Consider the following 25,024-nt stretch of genomic DNA (forward strand, 5'->3'; position numbering starts at 1 on the left):
CTGTCAAATGCCGGGTGCCTTCAAAGACGTGAAGGAAACGGTTACCGCTTCATATAGTTGCGCCTTCTTCCATCCGATAGCGAAAAATTGGAATCTCCTGCCATTCGGGAACATTGAAGCAAGAGATGGTTTTTTAAGTGCGGGTGTTTCAAGATGCAGCCAGTGCGTCTTTTCTTTTGAGGTCTTCATGTTTGAATCCGCCCGCCTGCCGCAGAACATGGACAAGAAAACCTTCAAGAAACTGGAGCCGCAGTTGCGCGAGGCGCTGCTGGCATCCCAGCTGCCCGTTGTCGAGAAACAGCCGTTCTCGACGATGATCCTGGTTGATGGCCTGGATGGCGCGGGCAAGGGCGAAGCGGTTGCCCGGCTCTATGGCTGGATGGATGCGCGCCATCTTGTCTGCAACGCCTATGGCGAATTGATGGACGAGGCCCGGCTACGCCCGCCGCTGTGGCGCTACTGGCGCGATCTGCCGCCCAAGGGCGAGACGGCCATCGTGTTCGGGAGCTGGTATCAGACCGTCCTGCGGGACTGGATCTACAAGAAGATCGACGAGGACGCGTTCGACAAGGCCCTGACCCGGATCCGCCGGTTTGAGGAAATGCTCGCCAACGAGGATGTGCTGATCCTGAAATTCTGGTTCTACCTGCCCAAGAAGGAACAGGAAGAACGGCTGAAGCGCATCGAGAAAAAACATGCCGCGCGCCATGTGCTGGCCGACTGGGCAGCGTTGAAGCACCACAAGAAGGCGAGTGAGGCCGGCGAAAAGATCATTCTGGAAACCAGCAAGGGCTACGCGCCCTGGTTTGTCATCCCCTCGCAGGATCCCGAGTACCGGGATGCCGCGCTGGCACAAACGGTTGCCAATGCCATGAAGCTGAAGCTGGAGGACGGCGAACCGCATTCGATTGCAGCACCTCCCGTGGTCGGCGGGCTGAAGCGCGAAACGGCGGTCGACACCATCGACCTGACGGAAAAGCTGGAGAAGTCGGAATACGAAGAGCTTCGCGACAAGTACCAGAAGCAACTGTCCGATCTGTCGGACATGAAGTCCCTGTCCAAGACGGGTGTTGTTCTGGTGTTTCAGGGCAATGATGCCGCCGGCAAGGGTGGTGCGATCCGCAGGGTGATCCGTCCGCTCGATCCGCGTATCTACAAGGTTCACCCGATCTCGGCACCGACCGACGAGGAAAAGGCTCGCCCCTATCTGTGGCGCTTCTGGCGGCGCGTGCCGGCCAAGGGACATTTCGCCATCTTCGACCGGTCCTGGTACGAACGCGTGCTGGTGGAGCGTGTCGAAGGCTACGCCGGACACGACGACTGGCTGCGCGCCTACAACGAAATCAACGAGTTCGAGCAGGAACTCACGGACTTTGGCTACATTGTCTGCAAATTCTGGCTCGCGATTTCCGAGGACGAGCAGCTGCGCAGGTTCAAGGCGCGCGAGGACACGGCCTACAAGCAGCACAAGATCACGGATGACGACTGGCGCAATCGCCTGAAATGGGACCAATACGCCATCGCGGCCGGCGACATGATCGATCGCACATCAACCCACTACGCCCCCTGGACGCTGGTCTCCTCCGAAGACAAGCGCCATGCCCGGATCAAGGTTCTGAAAACGATCTGCGACCGGCTGGAGGAGAAGCTTTAGGAAGAAAAAGACTTCAAAACGACCCTCATCCTGAGGAGGACCAGTCAGGTCCGTCTCGAAGGATGGGCCGCTTGTACCGGATTATGCTGCCATCCTTCGAGACAGCGCTGCGCGCTTCCTCAGGATGAGGACCGTTTTGCTGAAGGGACTGGTGAAAATGCCGCGCAGCAAGCATTGCCAGGCATTTGAACCTGTGTGGAAGGCGGTCGATCGCGCTCAAAATTCCGACATTTTCCAGGACGCGTGCCACCGTTCTCAGAGAGCCCCAGCCAGGTAATCCATCGCCGCCTGCACTCCGCCCCGCCCATGGGGAATGCCCAGTTTCTGGAAGCCGAGTTCGATGGATGACAACGTGCCGAGCAGCATGACGGCGTTGACGTGGCCCATGTGGGCAATGCGGATGCCCTTGCCGGACAATTCGCCGATCGTTCCACCGATGGTGACCCCGCAGACTTCCTTGGTGAAGGTCCTTAGCGCCGCTACGTCGCCTTCGTTGAACCGCACAACAGTGACGGAGTTCGAGCGGGCATGCGCGTCGGTGATGTTGAAGTCGACCGCGCCCTTTTCCGCCCAGACCGCAACGGCCCGCCGGGTTGCCTCACCCAGAAGGGCATGCCTGTGCCAGGTCTTCTCCAGCCCTTCCTCGAAAATGAGATCGAGAGCCTTGTGAAAGGCAAACAGAAGGTGCTCGGGCGGGGTTCCGCAGTATTTCTGGTAGTGCTCCGGCCCTTGCCGGAAAGTCCAGTCGGTGTAGTTGGTCCGCAGCTCCGCCGTTTCATGTGCCTTGTCGGCTTTCGGGCCGGCGGCAACAAAGGAGAGGCCTGGCGGGCACATCAGGCCCTTCTGCGATCCTGTCAGCGCCACATCGACACCCCAGGCGTCCATCTCGAACGGCATGCAGCCTAGTGAGGCAATGGTGTCGACCATGAACAGGGCAGGGTGTGAAGCTGCGTCGATCGCCTTGCGCAAGGCGGCAATGTCATTCCAGACCCCGGAGGCCGTATCGACCTGAACCACCAGGATGGCCTTGATCTCGTGGGCGGTATCCTGTTTCAGCCGTTCCTGCAGGTGGGCAGGGTCGACCCCCTTGTCCCAGGCACCCGGCAGAACCTCGATATCGAGGTCCAGCACGTTGGCAGCTTCTCCCCAGCCAAGGGCAAAGCGGCCGGACTCCAGCACGAGCACCTTGTCGCCACGCTTCAGCGTGTTGCACAGGGCGGCATCCCAGGCTCCATGACCGTTGGCTGCGTAGATGTAGGTCTTGCCTTCGGTCCGGAACAGACGCTGCAAACCGTGCAGGCAGAACCCGGTCGTTTCCAGCAGAGGGCCTTCATAAATGTCTACCGCCGGCCGGTGCATGGCCCGCAGGACTTCCTCCGGCACATTGGTCGGTCCTGGAATCATCAGAAATTCTTTGCCATTGCGAAGCGTCATGGCCGGGTCCTCGTTTGAAGGCAGATCCTGAACGGAAGGGGATGGGACGGCCTTGGCCGCCGAAAGATGTGTTGCTGTGAAAATTGCCCGCCTGCAGGCATCCGTCAAGACGCCAGTTGGTCAGCTCGCCGGATTAACATGCGCGATACGATGGTTTGTGCGACCGCGAAATAGTGTGGGAAAGAGAGCTTCGGACCGGAAACGGCTTTCACCCGGAAGCGGTGCAGGCAATAAGGGTTGGCAAGCTGCTGGAAACAATGATCTATTCGACCATGCCTTGTCGCGGGTGTGGTTACGTGTCTTCTGGTTGTAAAGAAAATGTCTTGTTTCCGTTAAGTAAATTCTCCAAGTTAGAGGCCGTTTGGTCTCGTCGTTTAGGCGTTGCAGCATGATCCTGGTTGAAGAAGGACAAAGCCCGCTGATTGTCTGCCTGCCCCATTCGGGCACGGAGATCCCGAACGCTGTCGAAAAAAGACTGAACGCCACGGGCCGTCTTCAGGCCGATCTCGCCTGGCGCCTGGAACGCGTGTTCGACTTTCACGGAGAGTTGAGCGCGACAGTGCTGCGCTCCACCATTTCCCGCTACGTTGTCGATCTGGACCGCGATCCCAAGACACCTGTCAGCGCTGCGCAGGATCCGACGCGCGCCTTGTGTCCCGCCACCACGCTGGATGGCAAGCGCATCTATCAGGAAGGCGAAGAGCCTGGCCCGACCGAGATCGAACAACGCACGCTGCTTTTCTATACGCCCTTCCACAAGGCCCTGCGCCGCCAGATCGACCGGCTTTTGCGAAGTCATCGCAAGGTGATCGTGCTGGATTGCCAGTCCATGCGTTCGAACATCAAGGGCGTTACCGAAAATGGACTGCCGCTGGTCAGTATCGGCACGGCGGGCGGAAAGTCGTGTGATCCGGACCTGCGCAATGTGCTGGTCGGCTCGTTCAAGGGGCGGGAAGGGTATACGGTCAGCGTCGATGAGCAGACCCAGGGTGGTTTCATCACCCATACGTTCGGTCGACCGGACCGCGGCCTGCATGCGATGACGTTGCTACTGGCACAACGCTCTTACCTGCGCCATGAGTCACCGCCTTTCGAGCCGGACAAGGTGCGAATGGCCCGTCTGACGGCCGTCCTGCAGGATGCAATGACGCGGCTGGTGGACTGGACGTCGGTGGGCGGTGCTTCATCTGGTCAGAACCAGATTGAAAGCCTGCCCTTGCCGGTGGAAGAGCCTCTGGTGGAGACGACGGACGCTGAAGACAGCGGCAGCAACGCTGGCCCGGTTACCGACAATGCCGAAGCGTTGACGGAAGGCGCGGCAGAAATCCCGGACGATATTTCGGCAGAAACGCCTGACGCGGCACTGGAAAAGGCGGAGATCAGCCCCGCCAATCCATTGACCCTGCCCAAGGTATCCAGCGCCCAGACGAGCAAGGTCGAGGACGGACCCGTCACGCCCTTGCTGGTGGCCGAGTAAGCTTCAGACGGTCAGACCACGTTCTTTTCGATAATCGGTGTTCCGGCAGCCAGCCGGTCGAACGCCAGCGGTGAGAGATCCAGCGTCTGATAGCCGCCTGTCACGACCAGTTCCGCAAGGCCGCGCCCAACCGCGGGTGACTGCTGCAGACCATGTCCTGAAAACCCGAGTGCCAGATAGAACCCGTCCAGCCCCTGCACTGCGCCGACAAAGGCGTTGTGGTCGAAGAGGTTCATGTCATAGCAGCCGGCCCAGGCAGCCCCCGGCCGGATTGCCTCGAAAGCGGGAACGCGCGTTGCCAGTGTCGGCCAGATATGTTCTTCGAAAAGGCCATAATCGACGTCGAAATCGTGGCAGTCCGGATCGCGATCTTCAGGCGGCGCCGAACCGCAGATATAGCCGGTACCTTCCGGGCGCGCATAGGTGCCGTTCGGATCGATCAGCAGCGGAAAACGCTCCAGCTTGTCCTTGCATTCAAAGGTAAAGACGCAGCGCTTTTTGGAAACGATCGGAACGTCCATTCCGGCCTGACGGCAAAGCTCGGCCCCGCCGGAAGCTCCGGCGCAATTGACGACGACAGGTGTCGACAGTCTCTCGCCCGTCGATAGCTCAACGCTCCAGCCGCCATTGCCGTCGGATGCCACCCTGGCCTTTGCGGCAATGTAGTCGACATCCAGCGACCGGGCCTTCTTGCGGAAGGCCTGCATCAGGCCATAGCCGTCGAACCAGCCTTCGCCTGTAACGCCATGGCAGCCTGCGGCGAGGTCGGAAACCTCCAGCCAGGGGAACTTTGCCTTGAGACCGTCCGGGTCAAGAAAGGCGATATCCGCGCCGAGCTGCTGCTGCAGGCGGTGATTTTCCTGAAGGATATTGAGCTTGTCGGGCGTTGCCAGGAACAGGTAGCCACCCTCGTGAAGATCGATAGCGGGCCTGTCGCCGTTCACGTTGAGCGCTGCTCCGATCTCCCGCAGAAAGCGGATGCCGTAAAGCGAAATCTCGATGTTGATGGCGCTGGAGAACTGCTGGCGAATGGACGCTGCCGAACGCGCGGAAGCGCAGGTTTCATAGGCGGGATCCGCCTCGATAACGACGATGCGTCCGGAAAAATCGTCGCGCATGGCCAGGTGGCAGGCGACGGACGAGCCCATGACGGCTCCCCCTACGATGACGACATCCGCAGTCTGGTCCGCCATGGAGCCTCCTCAAGCGCTGTCAGGAAAAACAACGGGCCTGCTGACGCAAACCCTTTTCAAGAGAACCGAACGAGAGACGGGCGGCTTGGCCGCCCGCGTCAAATGTCATGACTTCAGGGTCTTAGAAGAACGCCTGCAGGCCGGTCTGTGCACGGCCGAGGATCAGCGCATGAATGTCATGCGTGCCTTCGTAGGTGTTGACCGTTTCCAGGTTCTGGGCGTGGCGCATGATGTGGTATTCTTCCTGGATGCCGTTGCCGCCGTGCATGTCACGAGACTGGCGGGCGATATCCAGGGCCTTGCCGCAGTTGTTGCGCTTGATCAGCGAGATCATTTCCGGCGCCACCTTGCCGGCGTCGAACAGCTGGCCGACACGCAGCGCTGCCTGCAGGCCGAGCGTGATTTCGGTCTGCATGTCCGCCAGCTTCTTCTGGAAGAGCTGGGTCTGTGCCAGCGGGCGGCCGAACTGTTCGCGGTCGAGGCCATATTGACGGGCGCGGGTCCAGCAGTCTTCTGCAGCGCCCATTGCGCCCCAGGCAATGCCGTAGCGTGCGCGGTTGAGGCAGCCGAACGGGCCTTTCAGGCCGGAAACATTCGGCAACAGGGCATCTTCCCCTACTTCGACGCCGTCCATGACAATTTCACCGGTGATGGAGGCGCGCAGGGAAAGCTTGCCGCCGACCTTCGGTGCGGTGAGGCCCTTCATGCCCTTGTCGAGCACGAAGCCGCGGATGGCACCATCATGAGCTTCCGACTTCGCCCAGACGACGAAGACATCTGCGATCGGAGCGTTCGAGATCCACATCTTCGAGCCGGTCAGCTTGTAGCCGCCGTCGATTTTTTCCGCGCGGGTGCGCATGCCGGCCGGATCGGAACCTGCATCGGGCTCGGTGAGGCCGAAGCAGCCGACAAATTCGCCGCTCGCCAGTTTCGGAAGGTATTTCTGGCGCTGTTCTTCCGAGCCGTAGGCATAGATCGGGTACATGACCAGCGAGGATTGCACGCTCATCATGGAGCGATAGCCGCTGTCGACACGCTCGATCTCGCGGGCAACGACGCCGTAAGCGACATAGGATGCACCGGCGCAGCCGTAGTCCTCCGGCAGGGTAACACCCAGAAGGCCGAGTTCACCCATTTCGTTGAAAATGCCCCGGTCGGTCTTTTCCTCGCGGTAGGCTTCAATGACGCGCGGCAGCAGCTTTTCCTGGGCAAATGCGCGAGCCGTATCCTGGATCAGCTGTTCGTCTTCCTTCAGCTGTTCGCGCAGGTGAAACGGGTCCTGCCAGTCGAAGGAGCCGCCACCGGCCGGTGAGGACTTAACATTCGCGGGTGCGTTCATGGTCGTGTCTCCCAGGCCGTGATCCGGCCAATGATGTGCGGCCGCTTGACGGCCAGGGTCATTCTATTTCCTCTAGTCTTGCCTCAAATCCGTTTGCGTAAAAGCGAAACCTCGTCCATCATTCATGACAAAATGGAATGAAGTAGGGGAATTTGCCATGCGGCGCGCCTTCGTCCCGCCGGCAGACACGCTGATCGCGTTCGAATGTGCCGCCCGGCATCTGAGCTTTACCCGCGCCGCGGAGGAACTGCACCTGACGCAGGGCGCAGTGTCCAAGCAGGTTCGCCAGCTGGAAGACAGGCTGGGCGTCGAGCTGTTTCGGCGGGTTCGCCAGCGCATTGTCCTGACCGACGCAGGCCGGATCTACCTTCACGATATCCGAGGGGCGCTGGAACAGATGACCGCGGCCACGCGGCAGGTGATGTCCTATGCCGGCAGTGCGGACGTCCTCAACCTTGCGGTTCTGCCGACCTTTGGCACCCGCTGGCTGGCTCCGCGGATTGCCGATTTTGGGCGCCGGTATCCGGACGCAGGCCTCAATCTGAGTGTGCGCCTGCAGCCGTTCGATTTCGACGAGGAGCCGTTTGACGGCGCCATTCACCACGGCGACCCGGTCTGGGCGGGGGCGATCGCCGAACGGCTGTTCGACGAGGAAGTCATCCCCGTTGCCTCACGCGTCTTTCGCGATCGGCACCAGATCCGCACACCTGCCGATCTTGCCCGCGTGCCGCGCCTGCAGCTTGCAACACGCCCGCTTGCCTGGCGGCAGTGGTTTGATCTTGCAGGCGTGGAAACAGATGCCGCCTTCCAAGGCGCACGTTTCGAACAATTCGTCATGATCTCCGAGGCTGCGATCCACCACGCCGGAGCCGCGCTGATCCCGCGATTTTTCGTCGAGGCGGAACTGGCCTCAGGACGTCTCGTCCGGCTTTTCGACCTCTCCCTGTCACAGCAGACGGCGTATTATTTCGTCTATCCGGAGGGCCGGACGATGCGGCCGGTGGTGTCTGCATTCCGAAAATGGCTGATGGAGGAAGCCCGCACCGCACGGACGCGCCGGGAAACAATGCTGCCGGGCTGAAACAGGCGTCAAGACAGGGCGTCCCCACGACGGTTCCCCTGGACCCGACTTTTTAGTGATCGGCAGAAATTGAAACTGGTGGGCACATGGCCCACTTTTCGGCGGAACGATTGCACCTTGCCGGCGTTTTGCTCAAAGGCACCATTCGGAGAGACCAGTCCCGCTTTCAAACTGCCATAGCCCCGCCCCGGGTTATGATCTGCTGCCATGCCTGATGGCAATTTTCCCTGCTCGTGTAGGAAAGCAGCAGGGACAAGGAGACGTAATTGGAAAAGCACCATCTGCGCCTGATCCTCAATGGCAAGTCCGCCGGCCGCGACGATGTCCGCAGTGCGGTGGAGGCCGTACGGTCCATGGGCCACAATGTCTCCGTTCGCGTGACCTATGAGGCCGGCGATGTCGAGAGACTGGTTCGCGATGCCCTGCGCGATCACGAGAGCGAGCGGATCGACACGCTTGTCAGCGGCGGAGGCGATGGCACCTTGAACGAGGTTCTGGATGCGGCCCTGCATGATTTGCCCGAAGGGGAAAAGCCTCCCTTTTCATTTGCGGTTCTACCTCTGGGAACGGCAAATGACTTTGCCAATCACATTGGCCTTGATCCGGCGGACATCACCTCCTGCCTGCGGTTTGCCGTGCGCGCATCCGCCAAACCGACCGACATTGGCGAGGTCAACGGCTGTGTGTTCATCAACATGGCAACTGGCGGCTTCGGTTCACAGGTGACATCACAGACCGACCCGAACCTGAAGCGCGTTCTTGGCGGGGCTGCCTATCTCTTCACAGGTCTGCAGCGGTTTTCGGAACTTTCGGCCTGCGAAGCCCGTATCGAGGCGGACGATTTCTCCTGGGAGGGCTCGTTCCTGGCCCTCGCCGTGGGCAATGGCCGCCGCGCTGGCGGCGGCATTCGGCTGTGCCCCGATGCCAAGCTTGATGACGGCTTCCTCGATCTGACCATCGTTCCCTTCCCGCAGTCGGGCAAGGTCATCGACCTTTTGTCGGTGCTGCTGGACAGCGGCGTTGACGACATCAACGGCGGCCCGATCCAGCGCAAGGTGCGCAATCTGAAAATCGAGACCCAGCAGCCCGTGCAGTTCAATCTGGACGGCGAGCCGATGAATGGACAGTCCTGGCAGATTGGGATAAGGCACCACCAGATCGACCTCAGGCGCTGACGGTCGCCGCGCCCGGCAGCAGGCTGAAACGACGTCTTTCCGTCAGCCGTGCAAGGTGCGGGAAGGCGCAGGGCACGGCTTTCAAGAGACGGACAGCATGGACGAATACCAGCTCAAGAATTTCCTCAAATTCGCGCCTGCCAGGCTGGGGCTGGTGCCGAAAAAACACCTGCTCGTCCACATTCCCAAGAACGGCGGCATGTCGGTGCGCCATGCCAAGGCGCTGGAAGGCAATCTGGTTCTTGCCAACCGGCGCCGCCTGAAAAGCAAGGCTTATGCAAACGCGCTGATGACCTTCATGAAGGATCGCGGGCTTCATCCGGGCTACGAACATGCCCGGCTGCGGGATATCGACCTTTCGGTGCGTGCCGGCACGGTGCCGTTTGCCGTTGTCCGCAATCCGTGGGCACGGACGTTTTCCAGATTCAAGTTCTACCTGCAGACAAGCGGATCCCACGAGGCGGAATTCGATTTGACGGTGAAGGGGTTCGAGGAATTTCTGGAGACGCGCCACGAGTGGGGCAAGGTTGATTTCTTTTGGCACCGCGCCTCGCTCGGCTGGTACCCGCAAAGCGACTATGTGATCGACGAGAGGGGGCAGGTGGCGGTCAATATCCTGCGTCAGGAAAAACTGGGTCCGGAACTGGCAAGATATCTTGGGGCAGATGACACGCTCGAACAGCGCAATATCTCCCGCAATGCCCGTGCCGACCAGCGAAAATTCTACACCGACAGGAATATCGGGATCGTCGCCGACTGGTACAAAACCGAAATCGAACTGTTCGGCTTCGATTTCGATACGCCGGCAACACGGAACGTCTTTTTCAGCTGACCCAAGTGCGACAGTATATTGTGTGCTTGAAGATGCGCCTTACCCTGTCCGGGTCCAGACGCTGTTTCCATCGATAACTTCCTTGGTTATCCCAAGTGCATCGCGGTGTTCCCGGCCGATGTCGATCGCCACATAGTCGCGCCGCGCGCCGATGAACCTGTTCCTGAATTGTGCGGTAAAGGCATTCAGATCTGGGTTCATGTAGTTCAGCTGTTTTTCCGGATCGAGTGTCTCATCCATCAGCTCGGCACATCTTGCGGCGAAATCGCTGCGCAGGAAGGAAGGGCTGGTTCCGAAGATCGGCCGCTTCTTGTTGAGACCCTTGCCAAGATCCATTCCGAGGAATGTCCTGCGGCCGGGTTCATAATGATAGAAGGACCGGTAGCCCCAGTTCTTTTCCCGGGTCATCAGGCTGATCTGGCGAACGTTGCGTGTCATTGCCTTTCTGACTTCTTCGGGACGGACCTCCCGGTTCAGCACCCAGTCGTCTTCCAGGTGGAAGCACCAGTCCGCAACCGGCTGTCGCCAGAGCCAGCGGATTGCTTTTGTAAAGTGAGGCTTGTCAGGCTTGCGGGTGACGACATTGGCAAAATGCTGTTTGCAGATCTCCTCGCAGGCATCAACCTCCACAGGCCCGCCTTCAAAGGGATCGATGTTGACGTAAAGCGTTCCGATCTCGAAATGCCTGAACAACCGCTGTGAAAAGCTTGCCAGAGTTTTCTCCAACAGCTCAGGCCTTGCCCCCGAAACGAGGAGTACGTCGATTTTCACTGCGTCTGTCATCAAACCTGTCTGCAAATGAAGCCGGAAGTGACCACCTTTAATCCACCCGTGCTTGAAATCGCCTGAATGGGTCCGGCGGTTCGTTGCCGTCGCGGTTATGCCAAGCCATCAGCTCGAACGCCAGCGATCTTTGACCTGCGCGCTGCCATATCATTATGACTTTTGCTGTTGCCAGTGCATGTTCAACGCACTCGGAGGTCAGGGTTCTCTTTCTTTTGATTTTGGAACCGACTATAACGCCGGAATCTTCGGTGCGAATTGAGGTGCCGGTCGGACGCCAGCGAATGACCCACCGTTTGCGAACTCTCTCAAACACCAGCGCCGCAGAAATGAAACTCACGTCCGCATTGCTTCTTGAAGAAGCTCTCACGGAACTGGATTGAGACAAAAGAGTCCGATGCAAAAAACAGCTCTCATCACGGGGATCACTGGCCAGGACGGCGCCTATCTCGCAGAACTGCTGCTAGAGAAAGGCTATACGGTTCACGGCATCAAGAGACGGTCATCGTCGTTCAACACAGGACGGATCGATCATCTCTATCAGGACCCGCACGACCGTGATGTGAAGCTGCACCTGCACTATGGTGACATGACGGATTCCACGAACCTCATCCGCATCATGCAGGAAACGCAACCGGACGAAGTATATAACCTCGCCGCGCAGAGCCACGTTCAGGTATCTTTTGAAACCCCGGAATACACGGGAAACGCGGACGCTCTCGGTACCCTGCGCCTGCTTGAGGCCATCCGGCTTCTTGGATTGAGCGAGAAAACGCGCTTCTACCAGGCCTCCACGTCTGAGCTCTACGGCAAGGTACAGGAAGTTCCGCAGTCGGAAACCACTCCTTTCTATCCAAGAAGCCCCTATGCCGCGGCAAAGCTCTACGCCTATTGGATCGTCGTCAACTATCGTGAAGCCTACGGCATGCACGCCAGCAACGGCATCCTCTTCAATCACGAAAGCCCGATCCGCGGCGAAACCTTCGTGACCCGCAAGATCACCCGCGCCGCCGCCGCGATCAAGTTGGGCCTTCAGGACAAGCTATACCTTGGCAACCTGGACGCCGAACGGGATTGGGGGCATGCAAAAGACTACGTCCGCGGCATGTGGCTGATGCTGCAGCAGGACAAGGCGGATGATTATGTTCTGGCGACGGGCAAGACTACCTCGGTGCGTGATTTTGTTAATTGGTCATTCTCTGAAGTGGATATCGCGTTAGATTGGCAAGGTTCCGGGGTAGATGAAAAAGGGATCGATGCGGCAACCGGAAAGGTTGTTGTTGAGATCGACCCTCGGTACTTCCGTCCGACCGAAGTCGATCTACTGCTTGGTGATGCCACGAAAGCATTCGAAAGACTGGGCTGGAAGCATGATCGAAGTGTTCGCGATCTCATTTCGGAAATGGTTACAAGCGATCTTCGGGAAATGAAGCCTTAGTCTTAAATGCTTCAGGGATTCAGACTATAATGCCAAGAGTTTTGCTGACCGGCGGTTCCGGTATGGTTGGGAAGAATTTGCTCGCTCATGAGCGACCCGACAACCTTGAATTTATTGCTCCCGACAGCTCGAAACTCAATCTTCTGGATTTCTACCAAACCGAAGCTTTTCTGAAGCGAGAGAAGCCGGACATCATTGTGCACGCCGCCGGCGTCGTTGGCGGAATTCAAGCCAATATCGCGAGCCCAGTCCGCTTTTTGACCGACAATTGGAATATGGGCAGCAACTTGATTACGGCTGCTCGGTCTGCAGGTGTTCCTCAACTCCTGAATATCGGCAGTTCTTGTATGTATCCCAAGGATCAGGACACGCCCCTCAAAGAAGCTCAAGTTCTCAGCGCCTCATTGGAACCCACCAATGAGGGCTACGCTCTTGCCAAGTGTGCCGTTGCAAGGCTTTGCGAATACATCGTTCGTGAAACGCCAGAGTTTCAATATAAAACAATAATTCCATGCAACTTGTACGGACGCTTCGATAAATTTGATCCTGCTGTCTCCCATTTGGTCCCTGCTGTCATACGCAAAATTCATCAGGCAACAGTTGCCAAAAACAAAACGGTTGAGATCTGGGGAACAGGAGAAGCGCGCAGAGAATTCATGTTTGCAGAGGACTTGGCGGACGCAGTAGTTTTCTTCTTGGGTAAGTTTGAGAAGCTGCCGAATGTAGCAAATGTTGGTGTTGGAAAAGACTTCACCATTAATGAATACTACGAAATAACATCTAATGTTATAGGCTATTCCGGCAAATTTACGCATGATCTGACCAAGCCGGTAGGCATGAAGCGAAAATTGCTAGATGTCAGCCTGCAGTCCGAAATGGGCTGGAAGCCCAAGACGAGCCTGAATGACGGTATTCGCCAGACCTACGAATATTTCCTGTCCCTTGGAGAATGAAATGAATTACCCACTTGCAAGTACAACCTGGGACGAGCGTGAATATGAGGCGCTTCAGCGAGTAATTGAGTCCGGCATTTTCACAATGGGGAAAAAAGTCGCTGAGTTTGAACAGGAATTTGCAAGATTTGTAGGCAGCAATCATGCAGTCATGGTCAATTCCGGCTCTTCTGCAAATTTGCTCATGGTTGCGGCGTTGCGATATAGGTCGAACGCACCCATTCTGCCGGGCACGGAAGTAATTGTCCCCGCAGTGTCCTGGAGTACCACCTACTATCCCCTTTATCAGTATGGGCTGAAACTTAGGTTCGTTGACGTCGACGCTGAAACTCTGAATTACGACCTGGAACAGTTGGAAGGGGCAATCACGCCCGCAACTAAAGTCATCATGGTTGTAAATCTACTCGGAAATCCCAATGACTTCACAGCTATAAACAAAATTGTCGAAGGCAGGGACATCTTGCTACTAGAAGACAACTGCGAGTCTTTAGGTGCACTTTTTGATGGCAAACAAGCTGGTACGTTCGGACTCATGGGAAGTTACAGTTCGTTCTTCAGCCATCACATCTCCACAATGGAAGGTGGCTTGATCACTACCGACGACGAAGAACTATATCATATTCTTCTTTGCCTTCGTGCACACGGTTGGACGCGAAACTTACCAAAAGAAAATCATGTCGCTCCAATGAGCGATAATCCTTTCGAGGAATCGTTCCGGTTCATTTTACCTGGTTACAATGTACGCCCTCTGGAGATGAGTGGCGCAATAGGGCTTGAACAACTTAAGAAGCTTCCAGACATGGTGCTTGAGCGTCGGAGGAATGCTGAAAAGTTTCGTGATTTGATGGAAAAGTACCCATTCCTGAGAATTCAACGGGAAATTGGCCAGAGCAGCTGGTTTGGGTTCGCATTCACCGTCAGATCAGACATGGGCTATGATCGAGGGCAGATCATTGCTGCAATGAACAAGTCAGGTATCGAAGTACGCCCTATCGTCGCCGGTAATTTTACAAAAAACCAAACGATGAAGTGGTTTGACTATTCAATTTATGGCGAGCTCAAAAATGCAACCGAACTAGACCGCCATGGTTTCTTTATCGGAAATCATCATTATCCGATGAATGAGGAGTTGAATCTACTGGAATTGATTTTAAAACAAATAAACAAATAGAAGAATTTTTCAATAAGTAAAAGCATTCAATTTTTTAGGGGGATGTATATAGCATGTATTATACTAAATATTCTAATTCAAGTTTCTGTTGGAGCCAATAATGAAAACTGCTGGTTTCTTATCTTCTGCTCAGAATTGGCATTGGGAACGACAATTTCCGCAGTCTATCCCTGTTTGGGGCGACATTGAATTCATATTTTCAGGTGATTTCGAAAAATGCGATGTATTGATTGTATTTGATGGTCTCCCTGATCATTATTGTGGAAATATTAGTGCGAAAAGTTGTGTATTCGTTGCCTCGGAACCTTCTAACGTCAAGATATATCAAAGTGAATTTCTGTCACAGTTTGATCTCGTTTTAACCACGGATAGAAGCTGCAAACATGGATCTGTGCAATTCGGCCAAACTGGCTTGCCTTGGTTGGTTGGAGCTTGGTCAAATCAAGGTGCGTTACTGAAAAAGCCTTTGAATTTTGATTTTTTTGAAAATTTTTCACCTAAGAAAAGTAAACTTGTGTCCGTAGTATCATCGGATAAAGCATTCACGGAGGAACATAGAGCAAGGTTGCGATTTGTAGAAGCATTGAAGGAGCATTTTGGAGAAAAAATTGATTACTTCGGCAGGAATATTAATACCTTTCCAGACAAAATGTCTGTCTTGTCAGAATATAAATATCATATAGCTTTGGAAAATTGCGCCATTAAAGACTATTGGACTGAAAAAATATCCGACTCTTTCTTAACGATGACGCTTCCAATTTATCACGGATGTCCCAACATAAGCGATTACTTTGAAGTAAACTCGTATAAAGAAATAGATGTTTACGATATTCAAAACTCAATAAAGAAAATAGAATGTATAATTAGCAAAGAAGTATCAGAGTTTGAAATCGCTGATCTTAAAGAAAGCCGCCGAAAAATTTTATATGAATACAATATATTTTCAGTATTAACTAATATCTTGAAAAGCGCTCAGTTTGCAGATTGCGGGCCGAGACGGAGAAGGACACTAAACTCTGAAAAATTTTTTCGAAAGAATAAATCTGTATTAAAACGAATGCGAAAACGCCTCGTGCAGAGATTTTTCTGATGAGGGAGAGGAAATGAAGATTTTTAAAAAACGAAAAACAGTACCTGATCGTTTCCATAGCACAACAAAGATACAAACTAGTGCTCGGATAAGTCGAGATACTGTGGTGGGGAGTTATTGCTACATTGGCGATCGTTGCGACGTTACCAAGGCGACCATCCAGAATTATGTTTCGATAGCAAATAATGTATCTATCGGCGCTGGTGAACATATATTAAATGAAATTTCTACCAGCAGCCTTTTCTATGATGAGCCCTACAAGTTACTTACCCAAGGTGATAGTTTAGTTTGCAGCGATGCGTGGATTGCTGTTAATGCGGTGGTCAGGCGCGGTGTAACGATCGGCTTCGGTGCAGTGGTAGGAGCTAGTTCTTTTGTGAATGCCGATGTACCCAATTTTGCAATAGTAGCCGGTTCTCCCGCGCGTATCATTAGATATAGATTTCCACCAAGCATTCAGGCACTAGTTCTGCAAAGTGAGTGGTGGGTTCTAGATTTTGAGGATGCAAAAAAAGCTATTCATGAGATAAAAAGATCAAAACTTTATCAGGATTTTATTGCAAAAAGTCGCTAACGACTAGATTTTCGCATTCCGTCACCTAGTTCAAGGTCGACGTCAAACATTTTTTTGACAGTAGTGAATGAATTTTATTTTTTTGTGATATCATTTATTTCATCATAAATGCGACGTCCAGAGAATTGTAGATGAACTTTGAAACGAAAACTTATGTTGTGAACTTGAGGCGTTCAAGAGAAAGGCGTCTCGATATGAAAACAAAGCTTGAATCTGAAAATGTGAATTTTGAATTCTTTGAAGCTGTTGATGGTAAATTAGAAAATCACGAGCTTTTTGAGCGATACGATAAGCGACGTTCTCTAAGAAATCATGGTTTTGAATTGTCTGCAGGAGAACTAGGTTGTTACGCTAGTCATTTCCTATTATGGGAAAAATCAATTCAAGAAGATATAAATATCCTTATCTTAGAGGACGATATTAATTTATGCCAAAATTTTACTGCGGCAGTGGAATTTGCAGAACAGGAAATCGAAAGATTTGGGTTGATTAGATTTTCTGCTCACAAACATAGAAAAATTGCGATTTGCAAAAAATCAGAAACTGGCATGAGAATCGTTCGATTCAAAAGAGGCCCTCATGGTACATCAGCTTATATGATTTCCCCAGTGGCAGCGAAAAAGCTTGTTAATGCTGCAAAGGTTTGGTTTGAACCTGTTGATGTTCACCTAGACCGTTTTTGGAAGCATGGTGTAGGCAGTTTCGGTGTTCAACCATACCCTGTTCACCACATGGAACTGTCTGCGGTTAAATCAGAAATCTGGCAAGGTGAGCGACGAGGAAGTCGGTCAGCTAAGTTTCGTCGAGAGGCCCGGTTAATTCGAATGAAAGATTCGATCCTAAGAAGCTTGGCTAATATTGCCTATACCGGTCGTTGGATAGAGTAGTTAAATTACCAGCTTCGGAAATGATTTTAGAAACTACGAAAGTAAAAAATTGATAATAGTTCAGATAACCGGCGGTCTCGGTAACCAGATGTTTCAGTATGCGTTAGGCCGTTCTCTATCAGAAATATCAGGAAAAAACCTTAAATTAGATATTTCAGCATACCAGACTTATAAAACGCACAATTTTTTACTTGATAAATTAAATACACAGTATGAAATTGTTGCTCAAAAAGAGGTCGAACAAATTTTCGGAGCCAAGAAAAGGATTTCGCTCCCATTCATTTCATCTAGTAAAGTAAAAATTATTAAAGAAACAGAACTATCTTTTAATCCGAATATAATGAACGTAAAAAAAGATGCGTACTTCATTGGATATTGGCAAAGTGAAAAATACTTCAAGAATGTTAGAAGTAAAATACTAGAAGAATTCCAGCCAAACGAGAAAATTTCTAGAAAACGAACAGAAATATTGAACGAGATAAAAAGCTCCCGTTCACCAATTTCGGTACACATACGGCGTGGGGATTACGTAAGTAATATTAAAGCTAACAATATACATGGAACCTGTGAGCCAGAATGGTACAAATCTGCAGCTAATATTATTAAAAATTACTTTGAAAATGTGACGTACTTTGTTTTTTCTGACGATCCAGATTGGGTTAAAAGAAATATACGTTTTGATCAAAAGACAATATTAGTTGAGCCGGATGTAGATGGTAAGGATTATGAAGACCTGTATATGATGTCTGCTTGTGATGGTCACATAATAGCCAATAGTACTTTCAGTTGGTGGGGAGCGTGGCTAAACTCGAAGTCTAATAAGCGAGTAATTGCGCCTAGTCGATGGTTCAAGTCTCAAACTATTAAAAATGTAGATTTAATACCAGAAGATTGGATTTGTCTGTAGATTGAAAACCTACGTAGTCCAAATTTTATCACTAAGAAGATATCGATATACATAACATATCTAAAATTTCGAAAATGTATCAAGGCCTCTCACAAACAGCGCCGTCAGTCTCTTCGTTGAAATCTTTTCAAACCTGAACCCCCGCTCAACCAGAAAATGGCACACGGCTGGCAGTGTGGGTTCTTTGGTGAGGCCGCGTTCGGGGCCGCAGTCGACGCAGATGTATTGGACGCGGTCCAGGATCCTGGCGGCGCCTTTGAGGATTTCGGGTTCTGCCCCTTCGCCTTCGATCTTCAGCAGTTTGATTGAACGGATGTCATTTTCTTCGCAGTAGTCGTCGAGTGTGGTCGTCTCGACCTCGACAACAGAGCCGTAGCCTGAAAACTCGATCAGAGACGAATCGGCCGTGTCCGACTTTTCGTAGAATTTGAGCGTCGTCTTTTCGTGCCAAAGGGCCCGTTGTTCGACAACACCATCCGGGTTGTTGAGCTGGCAGCAGGCTGCCTCGTTTCGGCCTGGTTCGAAGGCGATGTAGCGAACTGATTTGCCTTCAAGGCGCAATCCGAGGCCGATTTCGCCTATGTTCGCACCACAATCGATGACCACGTCGCCGTCTGAAATCGTTGCCGGGTCGATGAAATAGTCGTCCAGAAGGCCCTTGGTTCTCGGCTGAACACCGTGACGGTAGAAGCCGACGCGTTCGCTGTGAAGAAAGGAGATGTCCTGGCCCTTATCGTCCCGAACGCGGAAGACTGGTTCATCTGAAACAACCTTGATGTTCCAGCGCTTCTTGCTCCGCAGCGCATTCGAGAACGTGACATACCAATTGAAAAGCTTTGCGAAGGTGTGCCGGTTCGGGTGACGGACGATGAAATTGTATAATCTTTTTTTCTTTTTCATGTTCGCGCCTGCGTGGGTTGCCTTGCGGTAATCGGTGTCAGCTCTCGAAAAGCAGCGTGGAATAGGTCTTGTAAATGGCGTCTTCGGAAAACCGGCCTTCCAGGCGGCGTTTGCCACCTTCAACCAATGGATTTTCCTGATCCGGCTTGCTGAGCAGCTGTTTGACCGACCCCACCAGCCCATCGACATCCCCGCAGGGGGACAGCAGCCCGGTCTTGCCGTGGTCGATCAGCCAGCTTGGGCCGGGCGAGGCGGTTGCAACAACGGGCAGTCCGGCGGTCCAGCCTTCCAGGACAACGTTGCCGAGCGGTTCTTCGTCGGTCGGGCACAGCAGGATATCGGCAGCTTTCAGGAAAGGCGAGGGGTCGCGTTGCCAGCCGAGAAAGTGGACACGGTCCTGAACGCCGAGGTTTGATGCCAGCGCCTTCATGTCGGACATCAGCTCACCGTCGCCGATCAGCCAGGCATGAACGGTCTCCGGCAGGCCGGCGACCGTTTGAATGGCAAGGTCGAAGCGCTTGCGTTCGACGAAACGGCCAAGGTGGATCAGCACCGTGGCGTCTTCGGGCGTGTTGTAGTCTGCCCGGTCGACCGGCTTCAGATCCGTGGGCAACGGATCGACAAAGTTGCTGATCACATGGGCACGTTCCGCAGGCCAGCCCATTTCGATGGCCTGGCGAATGATCTCCGGCGTGTTGCCGATCAGGTCCTCGACGTTGCCATAGGTGTGAAAGCCGTCCGGCCAGTCGCCAAGACGCAGGAAGGTGCGCATGTTCGGGCCGGGTTTCGGCATCCATTTGCTGGCCGGGCTCATCCAGCCCATGGTGGAACGCGCGCCGAATGCCTTGATCTGGCGGGCAATGTCCCAGCGGATGACATGGCGTTTCAGGTGCGAGCGGCTGAAGGTCATCTCGCGCACATCGCAGTGTCTGGCAAGGTCGTCGCGCCAGGGCCGGTCCTTTCGGATGAAGGCGATCTGCTCCACGCCCCGCCGGGCAAGGGCGCCTGTCAGGCGCACGAAGAACCGTTCTGCCCCGCCATCAACGCCAAGATGAATATGGGCGAGTTTTTTAGGCTGCATCTGCGTGTCAGTGACCATCGATCACATCGTAGTAGTTATGCGCCCGGCCCAGAAGTCCGCGCAGGTTGCCGGAGCCTTTCATGAGACGGATCAGGCCATAGTAGAAGAGTTTCTCGCCGCGCTTTCTGGCGAAGGGTTTCAGCACGAAACCGACGATTGTCGCCAAGAGCCCGAAGAACATGCGCCGCAGGCTTTTGGGAATGAAATGCAGGGCGGCTTTCAGCCGGCCTTCGCGCAGCACGATGTTGAACGCGCCGGAGGTTGCCGCCATGTGCATGCGGCTCAGCAGGCGGCCGGTGGTGACGCGCGAAGCCGGAATGTCCTCCTCGACGAAGGCATCATCCACCCAGATCATCTTTGCGCCCGCCGCGTGGGTGCGGCGGAAGAAGTCGATATCCTCGCTGCCGAAGGTCAGGCGTTCGTCGAACCGCAGACCAAGACCGTTCCGCGCGATGATACGGCCGCTCAGCAACACGTTGTTGGTCGGTGCTTCGGTGATGATCGAGCCGGTCGGCCGGGGCTTCAGGAGCTGCGATTTCCACCAGTGCGGGGCCGGCTTTTCATAAATCCGGCGCACGGGGCCGTTGGCGACTTCGGCCTCGTGTTCCAGGCAGGCGGCCAGAAGTTTCTCGATCCAGTCCGGTTCTGCGCGTTCGTCGTCATCGATCAGCGCCACCCAGTCCGGATTGTGTTCCAGCGCCGCGTCCAAGGCCGTGTTGCGGGCAAAGGGGATGCCCTTGCGTTTTTCGTGATGGAAGAAAACCGGCAGAGACAGCTTCTTCTTCACATCTTCTGCTGCAGCACCTGTGAAATGCGGCACGGGATCGTTTTCCACAACGACGATCGCCATCTCCGTGTTCGCGGGCGCGATCAGATTGTCGAGGCTATCCAGGCACGCCTGCAGCATTTTCGGCCGCTGCGCGGTGCAAACGGCAATGACCAGTTTCTGGGTCATGAAGGGGTCTCAACCATTCCTCTTGGGTTGGGCAGGGTTTGGCGCATGTGCCTGCCGCTGTCAAAGGGTTTCGGGAAAAGCCATCCGAGGAAATTGACCTTTCCAGCGCGTCAGCCGCGCGCTAGGCTTCCCCTTCAACCCTTTGAGGGACCGTATGAAGCGGCCGTGTTCTGGGAGGAAACACATGAAGGGAATGATGATGCACCGTCCGCTGAAAATCGCGGACCTCATCACCTTTGCAGCGGATACCTATCCGGCCGGTGAGATCGTGTCAGTGAGGACGGAAGGCGATATTCACCGCACCACCTACAAGGAAACCGCCGGCCGGATCGCCCGGCTGGCACATGGCCTGAAGGCACTCGGCATCGCTGAAAGCGACCGGGTGGCGACACTTGCCTGGAATGGCTACCGCCATTTCGAGCTCTATTATGCAATTTCCGGCATCGGCGCCATCTGCCACACCATCAATCCGCGGCTTTCAGCGGAACAGATGATCTATATCGTCAATCACGCCCAGGACCGGGTGCTGTTCGTAGATCTTACCTTCGTGCCGATTGTTGAAAAGCTGCGGCCGCATTTTCCGGCAGATCTGCGGATCGTCATCATGACGGATCGTGCGCATATGCCTGAAACGACACTGGAAGGTGTGCTCTGTTACGAGGAAATCCTTGACGGTCAGCCGGGTGAAATCGACTGGCCGGATTTCGACGAGGATCAGGCCGCCGGGCTTTGTTACACTTCTGGCACGACAGGCAATCCGAAGGGCACGCTCTATTCGCATCGCTCCACGGTGCTGCATGCCTACGACATGTGTGTCACCATTCCCCGGGTCCTCAACGAGGGCTCACGCATCTTGCCGGTGGTGCCGCTGTTTCACGTCAACGCCTGGGGCCTGCCCTATGGCGCGCCGCTTTCCGGCTCCAGCCTGATTTTCCCGGGTGGCGCGCTGGACGGCAAAAGCCTGTTCGACCTGATGGACCGGGAAAAGGTCTTCTCCGCCTGGGGCGTGCCGACTGTCTGGATAGGTCTCATGAACGAGATCCGCCAGCGCGGCCGCATTCCCGAAGGCTTCGGCGATATCGTCGTTGGCGGATCGGCTGCCTCGCGCTCTCTGATCGAGGCCTTCGAAAAACAAGGCATCAATGTCTGCCATGCCTGGGGCATGACGGAAATGAGCCCGCTCGGCACCCAGTGCAACCTGCCGCCGGAGATGGCGGATTTGCCGTTCGACCAGCGCATCGACAGGAAGCAGAGCCAGGGGCGGCGGATCTTCGGTGTCGACATGAAGATCGTCGATGATGCCGGCAATCGCCTGCCGCATGACGGAACGACCCCGGGCCATCTCTATGTGCGCGGCAACACGATCACTTCCGGCTATTACGAGGATCCGGAAGCCTCGAAACCCGTGTTCGACAAGGAAGGCTGGTTCTGCACCGGCGATATCGCCGCCATCAGTCCTGAAGGCTTCCTGACGATCACGGACCGTTCCAAGGACCTCATCAAGTCGGGCGGCGAATGGATCAGCTCGCTCGACCTGGAAAATATCGTCATGTCCCATCCGGGCGTGGCGAATTGCGCGGTGATCGCGGTACCCGATGCCAAGTGGGACGAGCGTCCGCTGCTCATCGTTCAGCCGTCGGACGAGGCGCAGCCGCAGAAGGAGGAGATCCTCTGCCATCTGGCGGAACGGGTCGCCAAGTGGCAGGTGCCGGATGACGTCGTCTTCGTCGATGCATTGCCGATGACGGCAACGGGCAAGGTGTCGAAACTCACCTTAAGAAAACAGTTTCCGGAGGCACCGCATGACGCCTGATCACTTGTTCGGCCTTGGCGGCAAAACAGCACTGGTTACAGGTGGTGCGACCGGGGTCGGCCGCATGGCCGCCGAGGGGCTGATGGCCGCGGGTGCGCGGGTGATGATCGCCAGCCGCAAGTTGGAAGCCTGCCAGGGGGCTGCCGAAGAGCTGAACGCGCTCGGCTATTCGGGAAAGGCGGAAGGCTTTGCCGGAGATGTTGCAACGGAAGAAGGTGTTGCGGCGCTGGTGGGCGAAATCGGCAAGCGCACCGGCAGCCTGGAAATTCTGATGAACAATGCCGGCACAAGCTGGGGCCAGCCGCTTGGCGACTTTCCCTATCACGCCTGGGAACGGGTGATGCGGGTGAATGTCACCGGGTTGTTCCAGCTGACGCAAGGCCTGTTGCCGCTTCTGGAAGCTGGCGCGAGCGACGACAATCCTGCACGGGTCGTCAACGTCGGCTCGGTCATGGGGGAAACGGCCCATGGCGACAGGGCCTACAGCTATGCGGCATCCAAGGCTGCTGTTCATCATCTGACGCGGATCCTTGCCAAAGAGCTGGCGGCACGGCGCATCACAGTCAATGCGCTGGCCCCGGGACCTTTCGTCAGCAACATGACGGCCTTTGCAACGGCGGACGAGGATGTCCGCTCGCGTGTGGGAGCCCAGGTGCCACTCGGCCGTGTCGGCCGGCCGGAGGATATCGCAGCCGCCATGCAATATCTGTGCGGGCGAGGCGGGGCCTATATCACCGGCGCCATCCTGCCCATCAGCGGCGGCATCAATGTGGAAACCGGGCCAGACCTCTTCCAGGAGGCCTATTGAGTGAGCGCTGATACGCTGTCACGCACCCTTGCCGCAAGCGAGCTGGAAACGCTTGTCGGAACGGAGGTTGGCGTGTCTTCCTGGTACCTGATCGACCAGGCCAGGATAGACGCTTTTGCCGAGGTGACGCAGGACCACCAGTTCATCCATGTTGATCCTGAAAGGGCGGCGGAAACACCTTTCGAAGGTACGATCGCGCACGGGTTTCTGACGCTGTCGCTCCTCTCCGCGATGGGGGTTGAAGCCCAGCCGAAGATCAAGGGCGCAACGATGGGTATCAATTACGGTTTCGACAAGGTGCGTTTTCTTGCACCCGTAAAGGTGGGCAGCCGGGTCCGCGGGCGGTTTGTCCTCGCCCGTCTTTCAAGGCCGAAACCGCAAGAGGTTGATATCGTCTGGCAGTCGACGGTGGAGATCGAAAACGGCAAGCGGCCTGCGCTGGTCGCCGAATGGCTCAACAGGTTCTACCTGGAAGGAGAGGCGGACAAAACATGTTGAAGGCAAGATCCCTTCCCAAGGCTCTGCAGGGCTTGAGGCTTCCGGCTGTTGCGGCACCACTCTTTATCGTCTCCTGTCCGAAGCTGGTGATCGCCCAGTGCAAGGCCGGTATTGTCGGCAGTTTTCCGGCCCTCAACGCAAGGGACGAGCCTGGCGGTCCGGTTGTTCTGGAAGCCTGGCTGAAGGAGATCACCGAAGCGCTGGACCGGCACAACCAGGAAAATCCGGATCAGCCTGCCGCGCCTTTCGCGGTCAACCAGATCGTCCACCGGTCCAATGAGCGACTGGAGCGGGATGTCGAGATCTGCACGCGGTGGAAGGTGCCAGTCTGGATCACGTCCATGGGCGCGCGGGTCGAAGTGAACGAGGCGGCCCATTCCTGCGGTGGTATCGCCCTGCATGATGTCATCAACAACACCTACGCAAAAAAGGCCGTCGAAAAAGGCGCCGACGGGCTGATTGCGGTGGCGGCAGGGGCAGGTGGTCACGGTGGCCCGCAGTCGCCTTTCGCGCTGGTGCGCGAGATCCGGGAATGGTTCGACGGTCCACTGCTTCTGGGCGGGGCCATCTCCACCGGCGAAGCGCTGCTGGCGGCCCGCGTTCTGGGTGCCGATTTTGGCTATGTCGGCTCGCCTTTCGTTGCGACGGAGGAAGCCAACGCGGACCGGACCTACAAGGACATGATGGTTGCAGGCGGGGCCGAGGACGTGCTGACGTCCTCGCTCTTTACCGGGCATCCGGCCAACTACCTGAAAGGCTCCATTCGCAAGGTCGGTCTTGATCCCGATCATTTGCCGGACGAGTGGGATGTCAGCGTCATGCCGGACGACAGCCCCAAGCCGAAGGCCTGGCGGGAAATCTGGGGCGCTGGTCAGGGCATCGGCGCGATCAAGTCCGTCGGGCCGGCAGCCGCCGTGGTCGAGCGCCTGGAAACCGAATACCGCGCCGCCATTGAGCGACTGCGCGCCGATATCTGTTAGG

At 55.4% G+C, this 25,024-nt stretch carries 25 protein-coding genes; 16 read left to right on the forward strand and 9 right to left on the reverse strand.

Going from position 1 to position 25,024, the window contains the following annotated elements:
• Nucleotides 1-3: 3 nt before the first annotated feature.
• Complete coding sequence (locus tag Q666_RS65825) at nt 4-189, reverse strand: hypothetical protein (protein ID WP_152533245.1); 186 nt, start codon at nt 187-189, stop codon at nt 4-6.
• On the opposite strand from Q666_RS65825, the gene pap reads away from it, so the two are divergent.
• Nucleotides 188-1,654 (forward strand): polyphosphate:AMP phosphotransferase, encoded by a 1,467-nt coding sequence (gene pap / locus Q666_RS35260; protein ID WP_022999235.1) that lies wholly within the window; start codon nt 188-190, stop codon nt 1,652-1,654. The two genes, Q666_RS65825 and pap, sit on opposite strands and share 2 nt — an antisense overlap.
• Nucleotides 1,655-1,909: 255 nt before the next feature.
• Here the strand turns inward: pap and Q666_RS35265 are convergent, their stop codons facing one another.
• Nucleotides 1,910-3,088: an aminotransferase class V-fold PLP-dependent enzyme gene (locus Q666_RS35265; protein WP_031268739.1), complete on the reverse strand. Its 1,179-nt coding sequence runs from the start codon at nt 3,086-3,088 to the stop codon at nt 1,910-1,912.
• A 388-nt stretch (nt 3,089-3,476) separates the two neighbouring features.
• On the opposite strand from Q666_RS35265, the gene Q666_RS35270 reads away from it, so the two are divergent.
• The gene (locus tag Q666_RS35270) at nt 3,477-4,565 is read left to right on the forward strand and encodes an N-formylglutamate amidohydrolase (RefSeq protein WP_022999233.1); all 1,089 of its coding nucleotides are present in this window, start codon (nt 3,477-3,479) and stop codon (nt 4,563-4,565) included.
• 11 nt (nt 4,566-4,576) lie between these two features.
• Here the strand turns inward: Q666_RS35270 and Q666_RS35275 are convergent, their stop codons facing one another.
• Together Q666_RS35275 and Q666_RS35280 are read right to left on the reverse strand one after the other, a co-directional pair.
• Nucleotides 4,577-5,758 carry an FAD-binding oxidoreductase gene (locus Q666_RS35275; protein ID WP_022999232.1) on the reverse strand — a complete coding sequence of 394 codons (1,182 nt, stop codon included), beginning with the start codon at nt 5,756-5,758 and terminating at the stop codon, nt 4,577-4,579.
• A gap of 121 nt (nt 5,759-5,879) precedes the next feature.
• Nucleotides 5,880-7,097, reverse strand: coding sequence for an acyl-CoA dehydrogenase (locus Q666_RS35280; RefSeq protein ID WP_022999231.1), 1,218 nt, complete (start codon nt 7,095-7,097; stop codon nt 5,880-5,882).
• A gap of 157 nt (nt 7,098-7,254) precedes the next feature.
• Here Q666_RS35280 and gcvA point away from each other — a divergent pair, with 157 nt between their 5' ends.
• The 3 genes from gcvA (at nt 7,255) to Q666_RS35295 (ending at nt 10,185) form a co-directional block, all read left to right on the forward strand.
• Nucleotides 7,255-8,178 carry a transcriptional regulator GcvA gene (gcvA, locus tag Q666_RS35285; RefSeq protein ID WP_022999230.1) on the forward strand — a complete coding sequence of 308 codons (924 nt, stop codon included), beginning with the start codon at nt 7,255-7,257 and terminating at the stop codon, nt 8,176-8,178.
• A gap of 266 nt (nt 8,179-8,444) precedes the next feature.
• Nucleotides 8,445-9,353 carry a lipid kinase YegS gene (gene yegS, locus Q666_RS35290; RefSeq protein ID WP_022999229.1) on the forward strand — a complete coding sequence of 303 codons (909 nt, stop codon included), beginning with the start codon at nt 8,445-8,447 and terminating at the stop codon, nt 9,351-9,353.
• A gap of 97 nt (nt 9,354-9,450) precedes the next feature.
• A complete protein-coding gene (locus Q666_RS35295) occupies nt 9,451-10,185 on the forward strand; it encodes a hypothetical protein (protein ID WP_022999228.1) in 735 nt (244 codons plus the stop codon).
• 39 nt (nt 10,186-10,224) lie between these two features.
• On the opposite strand, the gene Q666_RS35300 is transcribed toward Q666_RS35295, so the two are convergent.
• Both Q666_RS35300 and Q666_RS35305 read right to left on the reverse strand, forming a co-directional pair.
• Entirely contained in the window at nt 10,225-10,968 is a 744-nt protein-coding gene (locus Q666_RS35300) for a hypothetical protein (RefSeq protein WP_022999227.1), read from the reverse strand.
• Between the two features lie 37 nt (nt 10,969-11,005).
• Nucleotides 11,006-11,308, reverse strand: coding sequence for a hypothetical protein (locus Q666_RS35305; protein ID WP_022999226.1), 303 nt, complete (start codon nt 11,306-11,308; stop codon nt 11,006-11,008).
• Nucleotides 11,309-11,365: 57 nt separating this feature from the next.
• Between Q666_RS35305 and gmd the strand changes: the two genes are divergently transcribed.
• The 7 genes from gmd (at nt 11,366) to Q666_RS65410 (ending at nt 17,988) form a co-directional block, all read left to right on the forward strand.
• Entirely contained in the window at nt 11,366-12,406 is a 1,041-nt protein-coding gene (gene gmd / locus Q666_RS35310) for a GDP-mannose 4,6-dehydratase (RefSeq protein ID WP_022999225.1), read from the forward strand.
• Between the two features lie 29 nt (nt 12,407-12,435).
• On the forward strand, nt 12,436-13,359 hold the full coding sequence (locus Q666_RS35315) for a GDP-L-fucose synthase (RefSeq protein WP_031268738.1): 924 nt from the start codon (nt 12,436-12,438) through the stop codon (nt 13,357-13,359).
• Between the two features lies 1 nt (nt 13,360).
• Nucleotides 13,361-14,530, forward strand: coding sequence for a DegT/DnrJ/EryC1/StrS family aminotransferase (locus Q666_RS35320; RefSeq protein ID WP_022999223.1), 1,170 nt, complete (start codon nt 13,361-13,363; stop codon nt 14,528-14,530).
• Nucleotides 14,531-14,630: 100 nt separating this feature from the next.
• The gene (locus Q666_RS65400) at nt 14,631-15,620 is read left to right on the forward strand and encodes a glycosyltransferase family 10 (protein ID WP_081713159.1); all 990 of its coding nucleotides are present in this window, start codon (nt 14,631-14,633) and stop codon (nt 15,618-15,620) included.
• A 13-nt stretch (nt 15,621-15,633) separates the two neighbouring features.
• Nucleotides 15,634-16,194, forward strand: coding sequence for an antibiotic acetyltransferase (locus tag Q666_RS65830; RefSeq protein ID WP_152533246.1), 561 nt, complete (start codon nt 15,634-15,636; stop codon nt 16,192-16,194).
• Nucleotides 16,195-16,325: 131 nt separating this feature from the next.
• The gene (locus Q666_RS65405; RefSeq protein ID WP_081713160.1) at nt 16,326-17,081 is read left to right on the forward strand and encodes a glycosyltransferase family 25 protein; all 756 of its coding nucleotides are present in this window, start codon (nt 16,326-16,328) and stop codon (nt 17,079-17,081) included.
• A 49-nt stretch (nt 17,082-17,130) separates the two neighbouring features.
• Nucleotides 17,131-17,988, forward strand: coding sequence for an alpha-1,2-fucosyltransferase (locus Q666_RS65410; protein WP_081713161.1), 858 nt, complete (start codon nt 17,131-17,133; stop codon nt 17,986-17,988).
• Nucleotides 17,989-18,048: 60 nt separating this feature from the next.
• Here Q666_RS65410 and Q666_RS35325 read toward each other — a convergent pair whose 3' ends face one another.
• Genes Q666_RS35325 through Q666_RS35335 form a run of 3 tightly spaced genes read right to left on the reverse strand, consistent with a single transcriptional unit; the run spans nt 18,049 to nt 20,924 of the window.
• Nucleotides 18,049-18,888 (reverse strand): FkbM family methyltransferase, encoded by an 840-nt coding sequence (locus Q666_RS35325; RefSeq protein ID WP_022999222.1) that lies wholly within the window; start codon nt 18,886-18,888, stop codon nt 18,049-18,051.
• Nucleotides 18,889-18,925: 37 nt separating this feature from the next.
• Nucleotides 18,926-19,987, reverse strand: a complete 1,062-nt coding sequence (locus Q666_RS35330; protein WP_022999221.1) for a glycosyltransferase — start codon at nt 19,985-19,987, stop codon at nt 18,926-18,928.
• On the reverse strand, nt 19,977-20,924 hold the full coding sequence (locus tag Q666_RS35335) for a glycosyltransferase family 2 protein (protein WP_022999220.1): 948 nt from the start codon (nt 20,922-20,924) through the stop codon (nt 19,977-19,979). Before Q666_RS35335 ends, Q666_RS35330 begins: the two co-directional genes overlap by 11 nt.
• Before the next feature lie 184 nt (nt 20,925-21,108).
• Here Q666_RS35335 and Q666_RS35340 point away from each other — a divergent pair, with 184 nt between their 5' ends.
• The 4 genes from Q666_RS35340 to Q666_RS35355 are packed head-to-tail and all read left to right on the forward strand — an operon-like array spanning nt 21,109 to nt 25,023.
• The gene (locus tag Q666_RS35340; RefSeq protein WP_022999219.1) at nt 21,109-22,737 is read left to right on the forward strand and encodes a long-chain fatty acid--CoA ligase; all 1,629 of its coding nucleotides are present in this window, start codon (nt 21,109-21,111) and stop codon (nt 22,735-22,737) included.
• A complete protein-coding gene (locus tag Q666_RS35345; protein WP_022999218.1) occupies nt 22,727-23,545 on the forward strand; it encodes an SDR family NAD(P)-dependent oxidoreductase in 819 nt (272 codons plus the stop codon). The genes Q666_RS35340 and Q666_RS35345 overlap by 11 nt, the downstream gene beginning before the upstream one ends.
• A complete protein-coding gene (locus Q666_RS35350) occupies nt 23,546-24,043 on the forward strand; it encodes a MaoC family dehydratase (RefSeq protein WP_022999217.1) in 498 nt (165 codons plus the stop codon). It begins immediately after the preceding gene.
• Entirely contained in the window at nt 24,037-25,023 is a 987-nt protein-coding gene (locus tag Q666_RS35355; protein WP_022999216.1) for a nitronate monooxygenase family protein, read from the forward strand. The genes Q666_RS35350 and Q666_RS35355 overlap by 7 nt, the downstream gene beginning before the upstream one ends.
• The last annotated feature ends 1 nt before the right edge of the window (nt 25,024 follow it).

This window comes from Labrenzia sp. C1B70, from assembly GCF_000475395.1.
GTDB classification, from domain to species: Bacteria; Pseudomonadota; Alphaproteobacteria; order Rhizobiales; family Stappiaceae; genus Roseibium; species Roseibium algicola.